This window comes from Pseudotamlana agarivorans (assembly GCF_018860245.1).
Taxonomy (GTDB): Bacteria; Bacteroidota; Bacteroidia; order Flavobacteriales; family Flavobacteriaceae; genus Pseudotamlana; species Pseudotamlana agarivorans_A.
This window is the reverse complement of the sequence record NZ_JAHKPD010000014.1, coordinates 152,938-165,716: the sequence shown is the minus strand read 5'-3', so window position 1 is coordinate 165,716 and position 12,779 is coordinate 152,938. Positions and strand designations below refer to the sequence as shown.

Genomic DNA, 12,779 nt, shown 5'->3' with positions numbered 1-12,779 from the left:
GGGTAGCATTGTCTAAGCCTAATAGCTCTTTAAAAGTAGAACCGCTAGCCTTAAATAAACGCATATAAGTATTTACAGTATTGCGAGAAATTCCTAGAGTGGATCCTATTTTGCGGTTGCTAAACCCATCAAGATGAAGAGTGATAATTTGTTTTAAGTCCATTGGATCAAGTGTATTGGCCATATCGCTAGTTTTTAAGCGACAAGGTATTATTAACTTAATCTTTCAAATCAGTTCAATCTGTCTTGTGGCACAAAACGAACCGAAAGGACTGGCACAAAAAAAAACCGATATAAGCTCTGTTAAGAACTTAAAGTGGCACAATTTGAACCGAAATGCCTGGCATTAACAAACCGAAATCAGTGGCACAAAACGATCCGATGTATCCAAGCGGATGCTTATTTGCACTTTTAATATCTAAAAACTATAAAAATTAGATCTTACCATTGATAATAACTGCATTTACAAGTTTTTGATACTTAAAAAATTGCACAATAAGACATTTCGTAATTTTTTTTATGTTTTTCATCCTAAAATTTATAGGTAAAATTTTTAATTATTATCCACGGCTTTATTTTACGGAATTAATTTGAGGAGTTATATTTTATTGAAATTTAGAATCTTGCATTTTATCGATGTTGTGTTATTGTTGTTTTAATTGTTGATTATGAGTGTTTTGTCTTATAAGTTGATAGTGGTGATTTGGGGAGGTTGATTGTGTTAGTGTAAAATATTGAGTTTTGTAATGATCCTTAAATCAGGTAATAAGAGATCTAAGTGTGTTTTTTTTAAATAATATGATCCAAATTAAAGATTAGGTCGTACCTCTAAGAGTGAGGAATATTAATAAAACATGTTTTTTGTCCAATAAAAAAAGCATTTTATCGATTTTTTAATTATTATTATGTATTTTGCCGATAATAAACATGCGTTCAACGATATTTTCTTTAAATTTTATATTCAAACCTAAACATTATTAATTGCATTGCCACAAATCATTATTTTTATGAAAACAACTTATAACGTTATGATGCTTACTGTATTACTTTTATTAGTCACGACATCATGTAACAATGAAGAACTTTTTGTTGATACAAGCTTAGAAGATCCGGAAGAAATAATAAAAGACGAGCCTGATGGCATTGAATTGAACGATAAAGAATTCACTTTTATTCCAGAGCATTGGGGAATAGTTCAAGGTGTAGTTGATTCGCAAACTGCCTTAAACAATAGAAATATTTTAGAGTCAATTATGATAAAGGCCAAGTCTCAAGGATTTACGACTTTTAAAATTGATAAGCTTGATGCCTATTTTGAAGTAGGGATAGTTACTAGTGAAACTTCCAATCAAAATTTTTACGCGAGTATAGAAGCGATTAATGTGCCATCTGATTTTAATTTAATCATGACAGATAATACGCATCTACGTGTTCAGCCTAATAGTGCACCTAAGTATTGCTTGTTAGCATTACGAGATGTTAGTAATGTTACTGTAACGGGAGGTAACTTATATGGAGATAGGGATGAACATGATTATTCATCAGGAGGATCACACGAGTGGGGGGATGTTGTTGAATTACATGCAGCCAGAAATAGCACTATTGATAATGTGAAAATGATGAATGGATCGGGTGATGGGTTACGAATTCATAGTTTAAAACATGCATTCGAAGCTGATTATAACCCATCTAATAATTTAACTGTAAAGAATTGTACTTTAGATAGTAACAGAAGAAATAACATTTCTATAGTTGATGGTTTCAACATTTATATTGATAGTAACCAAATATTAAATGCGGGTATCGATACACCAAATTCTAAAGGTGCTAATCCAAGATTTGGTCTTGATGTTGAGGCTGTTAGAAAATCTGACGGTAATGGTGGTTATATCTACTATCAAAAAGCCGAAGATATTTATATTACAAATAATACAGAAAAAGGGAGTGCAAATGGTGGTATGACTGTGCATATTGGATATAATGTCACTATTGATGGAAATTTTTCTGAAAGAGGATTAAGTTATACTTATGCCTATGGTACCAAAATAATTAACAATACAGTAACGGCTGTTCAAGGTAGAGCTGAAGGTGCAGGTATTGGTGGAGGGAAAAACTCTGAGTCAAATTCTATTTATGATAATATTATTGCAGGTAACACGATAACTGGGTTTGACACAGGTATTAATATTAGTAATCGTGATGTTAAAGTTTATGATAATATTATTAAAGATTTTGAAGTTGGCATCTACCCAATTAATTTAATTGATTCCGAGATTTATAATAATACTATGATTAGTACTCAAGATAAAAGTAAAGGAATCTTTGTTTTTAGAAGTAATATGGATAACGTTATTATAAGAAATAACGATATTACAGCAGAAGCCAATTCAATTAAACTAGATGATTGTAATAACAGTGGGGATGCGGTTAATTATAATTTTTTAATTACAGGAAACAATTTTAAATCACCAAGTTATACTAAAATTGATGGCGTTCAAGGTGTTGAATTCTTGAATAATTCATTTAACCAAGGTATACAAGTTTATGACTCTAAAAATCTTGTTTTTGAAGGCAATAGTGTTATAACCAATTCTCATAATGGCATTCGTTTTAGGGAAACTAATTATGATATTACATTAAAAGGTAACAAAATTGACGTAGCTGAAGGGCGTGATTGTGTCGTGATCGATTCTGATACAAATACGAATGAAATTAACCAATCAAGCAATGCGTGCATTTAAAAAATGATATTAAAAACCCTTAAAAAAGGTATCTTAATTAATGGTAAACCAATAAAAACTAATAGGTAAAATAAAGAATACCCTGTTAATAAACTACGTTTGGTAGATTGTATAAATCCCATTGTGGCTAATACAATTGCAAATCCATATACAGTTGCAATAGGGTATGTCGTTAATATAAAAGCGATTAGAAAAATATTTCTGTATTTTGATAATAAAAATTTAGAGGGCAAACAAAATGAGATGGCGATCATGCCTTCGATAAATATAGTCCAATAGGATGTTATTAAGCCAACATCTTCAATTTTATCGGCACCAATAAGGTCGAATGAATAATTTACATTAGAGGTGTTTAGTAGACTTTCCATGTTAGTGGCATTTTCTTTTAATAGCTGCATGTCAATCTCACCCATTACGGAAGTGAGTCCATAAAACCTAGGGTCGATAGTGTTTGTGAATTCAAAAAAGGAGCCATTTAAAAATTCTGGTGCTAAAAATTTCCCGATTACAGCAAATAAGAAACAAAGCCCAATAATGTACTTTGCCTGAAAGCGTAAATTATTTAAAGAGTTTTCTTTTTCAGAGAAAAATAACATTAAAAACACAGCTAATATTACATAAGCAAAAATATGTTTGTGGTTAGGAACATATCCATGTAAATCAAAAATTAAATATGGAACAGTGCCGAATATGGTGAGAATTAACCAGAAGTACTTATTTAATACGACATTTTTAAATAATAAGCCAGGTACCACAATAACGGGAATAAGAATAGATAAAACAGCGTTGTCGTTCATTAAAACCAATAAAATAATCAGTATCATTCGTAATACCAATAATAAAATATCTTGTTCATTATAAAAAACACCTGTTTTGCATTTCAGAAATAACTCTTTAATTTTTTTCATAGGATTATATTTTTTCTGAGTTATTAATTAATTCTATCGATACTTTTTTGTCTTCTTTATTATAATTTACTTTATAAACAGCTATGTTTATAATATTCTCCTTTGCAATTGGTTTTAATATTTCTGGGTCGCCTTGATATTCTTGTTTCAGAATAACTTCATCTAATTCAGGATTGTAATACCAGTCATGGGATTTAATATCAAATAATAATTCATTTAATCGTTCATCACTAGGTAGTATTTTACTTCCTATGTAAACATCTTCTAAGGCTTTAATATTTCTTAGGTTTACAAAATAAGTTTTATTATTATGCTTAACATTTACACCAGAAACACGGTATAACATTTTGTCAATTTTTCCAAACATTCTCATGCCTCCCCCCATCCAACTATCTAAATGAGAAGTTTCAACAAGCACAATGTTTCTTGCAAAAAAGAAAAGCATAATACCAGGAACGAGATATTTAATAAATTTCATGTTTGTTTTCATCTTTCTATGGATTACATTATAAAAATTGGTTTCTCTCTTCTAGGCTAGGCAAGCGGCATGTGCTCTTTTTACCAAAAAACAGGTATCGGTTTTTTGCGATAAAAGTATAAATAGCGTCTCTTATGAATTTTGGTATAACAAACAAAACCCTTGCTAAAAAAGCATGTGTTGTTGATAGTTCTAGAAATATATTTAGTATGGCCGATGATTTACTGTACAGCTTATTATTTGTGAAATAATAAATGGTTGTATAATCTGTGTTTTCTTTTAATTCTATGTGTTTTTTAAGCTTGCTTTTAGCTGTTTCAGATTGTAAAGCGGCATAAAATATACTTTTCTTTTTATCTCTTTTGATGACATAATCAATAAAACCATTGCATAAATTGCAAACCCCATCAAAAAATATAATATTTTCTTTTTCCATTTCTATTTTGTGATATTTTTAATTGGTAGAACAACTTTTAATAGGTAGAAATTTTTTAATAGTACCTTTCTGAATAAATCTTTCTTTTTATTGGAAACGGAATAACTCACTTGAAACAGGCCTTTATCTATTAATTTAGTGCGATATTTACGCATGTCTCTATATGAGTAATTATTTTTAAACATTAAGTAGAATGCATTTATGTTTACCATTGCAAATCTTTCTTTGAAAAATAAATCACTAGATTTTATAGGAGGGAGTTGCTGATTTTTTGTCTGAAAGGATTTAATACTAGATAATATTGTTATGAAATCATTTAAGTATTTGTCCTTCATACTTCTATCCTTATTTCTAGTAATAGAATTTGAAGAATTTAGAAAAGCAGCACATATATTTTTTACAGCCATAACCTTTTTTGCGCAATAAAAAATACGGGTGTTAAATTCGAAATCTTCACCATATATTTTCTCGAGGAAACGCAAATTATTGACTTTTAAAAACTGATTAGAATACAGTTTGTTACAAGCGGAACCTGCATATTTTATTTTGTTGTAATAATCAACACCATTATATATTTTTCCATGGCTACTTTTTGATGAAGAGCTGATAATGGCATGGTCTTCGGAAACTCTGTGTGCCCCAAATTCCAGAACATCTAAATTGTTTTTTGTTGCGATCTCAATAATGTCATTTACAGTATTTGGTATTAACCAATCGTCTGCGTCTAAAAAAACAAGAAAACGTCCTATGGCATTTTCAATACCAGTATTTCTGGCTCCGCCAAGTCCTTTATTTTTTTGCGAAATAATCTTAATAGCATCATGTTTTAGGGCCAGTTTATTGGCGACTTCAAGACTGTTATCGGGCGACTCGTCGTTAACCATTATTATTTCAAAAGTGCCTGGTTTAAAGTTTTGCTCGTAAACTGAAGCCACACATTTATTCAAATATTTCTCAACGTTATACATAGGGATTATAATGCTAATGTTGGTATTTGAGTTATCTTGCATAATATATTGTAAACATTAAATAAGTGAATGAAAAATAAGCGACTAAAATTTGACCAATAACAATGTGTTGATGTTTATGAAACTGCTCTTTAAGTAATGGGTAAATAATAATTAGTCCCATTAAAAACCATGATAAATAAGCGAACCTGTTCGAAAAATTAGCTCGTATAACTAAAATCCAAAAAGCATTGGTAATGAGGTAGGTGTTAAAAATATGATGGTATAATTTATCTTGAAAATCCTTTTTAAATATATAAAACCAACCGGCAATAACAGGAAACGAGCTATAAAATAAAAAGTCATAACGAAAGCCAGATCTTCCAGCACTTTCGTTAGTTAAATAACCACTGAGTCTATCATCGGCAAACCCTAAGGATGCAAATAGTGATTCCCAAAAGCTTCCAAGCGCAATAGAAAGCGGAATTGCAGCTATCCAAAAAATTAAATATGTTTTAGACTTATTATGTAAAAATGTAAGGCTAAAAGCTAGAATTGGTAATAATAAAGTTTTATGAAATAGCATCGACAAAATCATAAACGCAATCATTAATGGTTTTTTCTCGTAAAAGGAAATCGCCCAAAGAAACATAGAGGTTGCTAATCCATTTCTAATACCATTAACACCATAAGACCAAAAAGAAAAAGAAACTAAAAACATTAAAAAAGAGTAAAACCAATATTCTTTAAAAAAGGCTTTCGAAACTCTATACATAGGAACAATATAGAGAACGGCACACATTAAAAAATAGGCGTTTACCGTCATAATTTCTGCACAAAATTTGGTAATTAATTGAAAAAACACGTCTTTATCTGTTTTTAAATCGCCACCATTGGCATAATATTCAAAAGTGTTAGAGTAAGTTCGCATATCGGCAAAATACCTACCACTTACAGGCCTTAAACCAATATATAATAGGATTAAAATAAGCAAAAGATACCCAATAGTTTTTATGTATAGAATGTTTTTATAATCATCTAATTCTAATACCCAAGAGTGTAACATAGTAAATATCACTATAACCAAAGCTGTATTGATATAGTAATATTGGTAAAACTCTAATGGGATAAAATCAATCATTTTTCGCTTATTTAATTATCAATCTAAATGTTTTAAATATTGATTTGCTACAAAATTTAAATCGAATTTTGTAAGTAATTCTATTTTGTGTTCATTTAAATTTAGTTTAAAAGAATCGTTTTCCAATACTTGAATTAATGCTTTAGAAAGCAAAACCTCCTCGTTGGTTAAAGTCGTATCTTTAGGTAATCCTAAAACCCCTTTAAATAGGTTGGGTGTAACAATACCAGATTCAAGGATGATATTTTCCTGGGTCTCTTTGTATTCTTTGGTGCTCATTAATTCAATAATGCCTTTTGTACAAAATGAACTTACAATTGGAGTACCTATAGCAATAGACTCTACAATCACATTTGGAGTACCCTCGTAATGTGATGATAATACTAATACATTTGATGCATTAATATATTTATAAGGGTTGTTTTTTCGGCCAAGAAAACACACGTTTTCAGTTAAATTAAATTCTTTAATTTGTGTCTTAATGTATTGAATAACAGATTTGTCGCCGTCACCTATAAGAACCAAGTTAACATCTTTTAATTCAGCCTGAACCAATTTAAAAGCTTTTATTAAATGCCAAGGTGATTTTTGAACCGATAATCGGCCGAGAAAAAGAACGGTCTTTTTTGAGAATATTTTTTGTTCTTCCACATCCTCAATTTTCACCTTACTGAGGTCTACAATATCTTGAGTATTATGCGGATTATAAATGACTTCTAAATTTGAAAACTTATAATCACATTTTGATATTAAATCTTCTTTTATCGCTTTACTAATACAAACCAATTTATTTAATCTGCCATAAAATTTGGTATACCCAATTCGGGTTAGGGAATTGAAAAACGTTTTATTAGTGAGTTCGACACTTTTTAAAGCATGAATACTTCCAATTTTATATTCGTTAGTAAATGTTAAAGCACTAAATAAATTTGCCATATCGCCAAAAGCGATAGAGTGTGTTATTTTGTGCTTCTTTATTGTTTTTCTTATATATGTAGGAGCTTTAAGATAAAACGACAAGCGTTCTTGTTTGCTCATATCAGCAAAATCATAAGGTTTAATAAATAATTCATCGTCACCAAAATTGATGATGTCATTATTTAACTTAATGAATTTTAAAGCTTTTACGTTGTAGCCTTCAGATTTGTAATAATTGTAAAACGTTAAAGCTAAACGCTCCATGCCACCAACACTGCCATAAGGCATTATAAGTAATATGTTTTTCATCATGCTTTTTTTACAAGTTCCCTAAAAAGGTTATCCCATTTAGGCATTATTTTATCTGGAAAATACTCGCTAGCTTTTAACCTAGCACGTTCTCCTAAGCGCTGTCTTGTGGTTTTATCAAGTATTAGCATTTCTATTTGATTAGCGAAGGCTTCAATATCTCCATTTTTAACTAAAAATCCATTCTCATTATTAGTGATAATTTCTTCAGGGCCACAAGGACAATTGAAGGATATACAAGGTACGCCATAAGCCATTGCTTCAATTAAAACCATTCCGAAGCCTTCAAAACGTGACGACATTACGTAAATAGAAGCTTCTTTATAAACTTTGCCAATGTCTTTAACTGGTTCAAAAAAAGTTGTGGTTTTTTCAATATTTAAGTCCTTCGCCATTTTATGAAATGGTTTTCCATGTTTAAACCTGCCGTAGATTTCTAGCTCCCAGTCAGGATGTTTTTCTGATACTATTTTCCAACTCTGTAAAAGCCTATCGTAACCTTTTTGAATGCATTGTCTTCCAACGGCAAGTACCTTTTTATTGGATAGGCTAGAGGTGTTTTCAGGATAGAATGATAAAGGATTATTAATAACGGCAACATTTTTTAATCGCCACTCATTTAAATTATCATTAGTGAGAACAACAAACTTGTCAAATCGTTTACCTCCAAAATGCATTAATTTATTTAAAATATTGGTTTTTACTTTTTTTGAAAAAGACATACCTTTTCCGTCGCTTACATTAATACTTTTTGAAACATGACGCTCATAAACAATAGGCCTTTGTTTTCTTAAAATAAAGGGTAAGGTGAAAGCTTTTATTCCATCATCACAAACTGAAATAATATCAGGATTAACCGTATTAACTGTGTTTCTTATTTTTGTAATATAATTGTAAATATGCTTTATAGTATGCCCGTTTAAAGCGATATCATGATACGTAATTTTTTTGTTGAATTCGTAAAATATTGGCTTATCAAATTGATTAATGGTTAAAATATGAATGTCGTAGTCTAGCTCCTCGATTAAATAACTTGTTTTTATTGATAGCACTCGCTCAAGTCCAGCGGAACCACAAATTTGATTAGTTATGTAAAGAAGTTTCAAAATAATTTATTTATTTGGTTATAAAGCTCTTACAGCTTTCTTTTAAAGGTTCTGCTAATTTATGGTGCAACCCTAAATTGGTAACAGCAGTGTCTTTCGTAATTTTACCTTTTAGTCCGAAATTATTTGTAAACGAACCATCATCTGCTACATCAATTCTGTTGAATAATTCCGAAATACCATCAAAACGACAGGTGTCTACAAACGTATTAAAGGCATTTAAAAAGATAACAGGCGTTCCCATAGCTAAACAAGGTAGAGCGCAGTGAATACGTGATGTAATCACCAATTTAGCTTTAGCATATTTTTTCAGACAATCTTCCGCGTAAGCGAATTTCTCTTCATCGGTCTGTTTCCCTATCGGCAAAATTTGAGTCACATAATTGGCGCTTTCAAGTAAATCAGCATCGACAACCTCTTTAAGTTGTTTCTGAATTTTATTAAGTTTAAAAGCATCACCTTTTAGCACTCCTTTTACAAGCGCTTTTGTCGATTTTAAAAGTTTATCTGTTGTAGGGTAGTTGTAAAACGGGTCTACAATGTATATATCGTCTCCACGTTCAGAGTCATCAACTTTATAATTATCAAGTGTTAAAGTTAAACAGCCTGTAAAATAAGCTTCAATGCCTTTTTCTTTTAGGATTTTTACGGTGTATTTATCACGACATCCTATGGGAGCATGAGATTTTAGGTAATTAATACCTTTATCGGTTAGCATAAATGGAGCTGCTGTTGAATTCATGTGAAAAGACACAAATAAAGGGTCTATTTGTTTTGCAGGAATCCAATGGTGAATATTGTGCGTAAACCATCCATTCATTATTAATTGTATAGGGTCGCCGTTGTATTCTTCAAGCTTTTCCCTGTTCATAAAAGTATCAGTTTTAGGAAGAAACTGTCTGGCAGCTAGACTTTGAACATAGTCGCCCACATTGTATTTTTCTTTGCCTTCTTGGTATGTAAGTAATCCGTATTTCATTATAATGATTTGATTTTTTGGTAAACTTTATAGAGGAATGGGAACTTATTTTTTAGAATAAATTTCCGTTTTTTATTTTCTTTAACCTGAGATTCGTTTTTGTTAACGATATCATCTAAGTTTAAATCGATAAATTTTTGAATGGCTGCTTTTTCTTTTTCTTCATCTTTTAAAATGAAGAAAGAATCGACACTTCTAGCTTTATCTTGAATGCAAGCCCATTGGTACTTAATCCCAGTTGTCATGATACAATCCTCTCCAAAATTTCTGAAAATTAAATCGTAAAAATTATCAGGTAAATTAAAACCATAATCATTTGGATTGGCGCCAGAAAGTATGATGCTAAGAGCAGTACGCTGACATTTATGGCATGTGTTACAATTGGCTCCAGTACGCTCGTCGGCATAACAAACACGAAGCGTTAACCTATAACCGGTGTCATTTATAAACTTTACAACATGATCGGTTTTATCGGTTCTTTTAAACTGATAGCCCTCGTGAGTTACCGTGGTATTTGCCCACTTCATATTTTCATCAATATACGGGGAAGATCCCCAGCTGTATGTGATTTCGTTTGTTGCTGAAGCTGCAATATTTACATTAGTAATACCAAACTTGTAAGACATTGGTGCAAGAACACCTATTAGTGCCATGCCATGTTGAACAGCGCCCCACCAGCCTAAATGGTCGACTAATAAATCAACTTTATAAGTGTAAAACTCTCTTAAATTAGATTCAATATAAAAGAGTCTATCTTGGTTCAATATCTTTTCTGCTCGGTTAAACTGTTTAAATTCCTCCCAGCGTTTGGTGTCTTTAATTTCAACATCGGCACCATGAATTGAAAACAAATATGGGTCTTTATGATAATGTCTGGTTAAAGAATCAAAAGAGTCTAACCCACCACTAAATAGGAGGGAAGTGCCATCGCCTTTAATTTCATTAGAAATCAATTTAGTGTAATGCAAAGTGCCTTTGATTTCTTTATTGGGATGATATTTTTGAAATTGTTTTTTTAATGTTTGAAGTGAGTTGTAGAATGTTTCATCAATCTCATCAATGTAAACATCGAAACCTACAAACCATGATATAGGCATGATGTTTGCTAGAAAAGGAATAACAGCTATGCTTTTAGGAGTGTTTTTTATGTTTTTATCATAATGAACGTAAAACGGTTTATCTTCATTAAAATAGCTTGAAATAGATTTGCTAACCTCATATTCATAACCAATTTTGGTGTGATTGTCCTGAAACGATATGTTGTTTAGTTTTAACATTATCTGCGAATTTTTATCAAAATAGGATTTAATGAATCCTTAAATAGCTGTTTTTCAAAAGCTATGATGCCTAAATTATAAATTATAAAGAAGTAAGCTACAGAATAGCAAACTGATTTTAACATGAAGTTAGCCCAACCATCTCCTGGTATAAACCTTATTAAATAGCCAATTATAAAAATAAAAATTAAGGCTAATAATGTTTTATTAAAAAGCTCTTTAAAAAATCGTAGAATATTTAATCCAATAACATTGTTGTAATAGAAATTCATGATGTTTTGAACAATAACCCAACCACTTAAAGATCCCATAATCATACCCAATGCGCCATATGATTTTGCCAAATATGCACCTAATGCGGCACCTATCAGTAAGAATGTTAAATATATTGTAGCTTTAAATGCGAGCTTACTTTTAGCTTCCAAAATAGAGTTTCCGAATCCTTGTATGAGTGGTAGTGTATACGCTAACATGATTAATAATGCAATTAGCCATACTTCATAGCTACCATCTGCTCCTAATTCGCCTCCAACCCATAAGGAGACAAACTGATAGCCATATAAGGAAAAAGCACCCAATATATACATAAGAATGATGAATGAAATTCGGCCAATTTTAATCATCATACTGGTTAATTCTTCTGTAGTTGCATTTCCAACTGTCATTTTTGTTGCACGTGGAAGAAATACACTAGTTATTGCAGAAGAAAAAGCACCGTAATAAGTACCTAAAACAATACCCAGACCATAAATGGTTAATACCTCGGGGATTGAAATACGTCCCAATATCCAATGTCCAACTTTCCACTGAATGATTCCTACAAAAGAGAAAACAAAAATCCATAAAGAATATCCGAAAATTTCTTTTAAATATTTTAATGAAAACTCATGAAGTTTAAACCTAACTTTTAGTTTCACAAAAACATAGTATGCATTTACACATACGATTAAAATATTGAAAGTTGTATCTATAATTACAAGGGCAATGGCTTTTCCTCCAAATAAAAGTATGGCAACAACAACAACGCTTCTTAGAATATATCGTATAATTTGAACCGTTTTAGGGAACACAAATGCTTCGTAACCATAACAAATACCTGTAAAACTACCACCTGGTAAACTTATTGCTAAATTAAAAATCAATAAACCAAAAATAGTCTTCGCAGTTTCAATTTCATTGGATGTCATTTTTGTGAAATATGTGTCGATATGACCATAAAACGAGACACCTGCTATTATGATTACCAAAGAAATACAGGCATAAATAACCATGGTTATGGCTAAAAAATTCTCTTCCTGTTTTTTGTTTTTTTCTGCTTTATATTTTGCTACAAATCTAACAATGGTGTTATTTAAACCTAGATCTAAAATAGAAATCGTCGCAACTAAAGCACCTATTGTTGTATAGATACCATATTCCGATTTCCCTAAATGTGATAGAATAAAAGGTGTTAAGAAAAGACCAACAATATTGGTTAGGAAAATTATAATATAATTTAAAACCGCACCTTTTTTTACTTGACTCAAAATATTCTAGATT

Annotated in this window: 12 protein-coding genes; 1 reads left to right on the top strand and 11 read right to left on the bottom strand. The window is 30.9% G+C overall.

Annotated features, from left to right (window positions below):
* Window positions 1–184, bottom strand: a 184-nt coding sequence (locus tag KO493_RS10710) for a LuxR C-terminal-related transcriptional regulator (protein WP_216067959.1), incomplete at its 3' end; no start/stop codon positions are given.
* An 823-nt stretch (window positions 185–1,007) separates the two neighbouring features.
* On the opposite strand from KO493_RS10710, the gene KO493_RS10705 reads away from it, so the two are divergent.
* The gene (locus KO493_RS10705) at window positions 1,008–2,741 is read left to right on the top strand and encodes a right-handed parallel beta-helix repeat-containing protein (protein ID WP_216067958.1); all 1,734 of its coding nucleotides are present in this window, start codon (window positions 1,008–1,010) and stop codon (window positions 2,739–2,741) included.
* On the opposite strand, the gene KO493_RS10700 is transcribed toward KO493_RS10705, so the two are convergent.
* From KO493_RS10700 to KO493_RS10655, 10 genes are read right to left on the bottom strand one after another with little or no spacing between them, the layout of a single operon-like run.
* Window positions 2,738–3,649, bottom strand: a complete 912-nt coding sequence (locus tag KO493_RS10700) for a hypothetical protein (RefSeq protein WP_216067957.1) — start codon at window positions 3,647–3,649, stop codon at window positions 2,738–2,740. The genes KO493_RS10705 and KO493_RS10700 overlap by 4 nt on opposite strands.
* A gap of 4 nt (window positions 3,650–3,653) precedes the next feature.
* Window positions 3,654–4,127: a hypothetical protein gene (locus KO493_RS10695; protein ID WP_216067956.1), complete on the bottom strand. Its 474-nt coding sequence runs from the start codon at window positions 4,125–4,127 to the stop codon at window positions 3,654–3,656.
* A gap of 28 nt (window positions 4,128–4,155) precedes the next feature.
* Window positions 4,156–4,563 (bottom strand): thiol-disulfide oxidoreductase DCC family protein, encoded by a 408-nt coding sequence (locus tag KO493_RS10690; RefSeq protein WP_216067955.1) that lies wholly within the window; start codon window positions 4,561–4,563, stop codon window positions 4,156–4,158.
* A 2-nt stretch (window positions 4,564–4,565) separates the two neighbouring features.
* Complete coding sequence (locus tag KO493_RS10685) at window positions 4,566–5,573, bottom strand: glycosyltransferase family 2 protein (protein ID WP_216067954.1); 1,008 nt, start codon at window positions 5,571–5,573, stop codon at window positions 4,566–4,568.
* Entirely contained in the window at window positions 5,563–6,651 is a 1,089-nt protein-coding gene (locus tag KO493_RS10680) for an EpsG family protein (protein ID WP_216067953.1), read from the bottom strand. The genes KO493_RS10685 and KO493_RS10680 overlap by 11 nt, the downstream gene beginning before the upstream one ends.
* Window positions 6,652–6,669: 18 nt before the next feature.
* A complete protein-coding gene (locus KO493_RS10675) occupies window positions 6,670–7,881 on the bottom strand; it encodes a glycosyltransferase (RefSeq protein ID WP_216067952.1) in 1,212 nt (403 codons plus the stop codon).
* Entirely contained in the window at window positions 7,878–8,984 is a 1,107-nt protein-coding gene (locus KO493_RS10670) for a glycosyltransferase family 4 protein (protein WP_216067951.1), read from the bottom strand. Before KO493_RS10670 ends, KO493_RS10675 begins: the two co-directional genes overlap by 4 nt.
* A 10-nt stretch (window positions 8,985–8,994) precedes the next feature.
* Window positions 8,995–9,963 (bottom strand): polysaccharide pyruvyl transferase family protein, encoded by a 969-nt coding sequence (locus KO493_RS10665; RefSeq protein ID WP_216067950.1) that lies wholly within the window; start codon window positions 9,961–9,963, stop codon window positions 8,995–8,997.
* A complete protein-coding gene (locus KO493_RS10660; RefSeq protein ID WP_216067949.1) occupies window positions 9,963–11,240 on the bottom strand; it encodes a hypothetical protein in 1,278 nt (425 codons plus the stop codon). Before KO493_RS10660 ends, KO493_RS10665 begins: the two co-directional genes overlap by 1 nt.
* Window positions 11,240–12,766, bottom strand: coding sequence for a lipopolysaccharide biosynthesis protein (locus tag KO493_RS10655; RefSeq protein ID WP_216067948.1), 1,527 nt, complete (start codon window positions 12,764–12,766; stop codon window positions 11,240–11,242). The genes KO493_RS10660 and KO493_RS10655 overlap by 1 nt, the downstream gene beginning before the upstream one ends.
* Window positions 12,767–12,779: the final 13 nt, after the last annotated feature.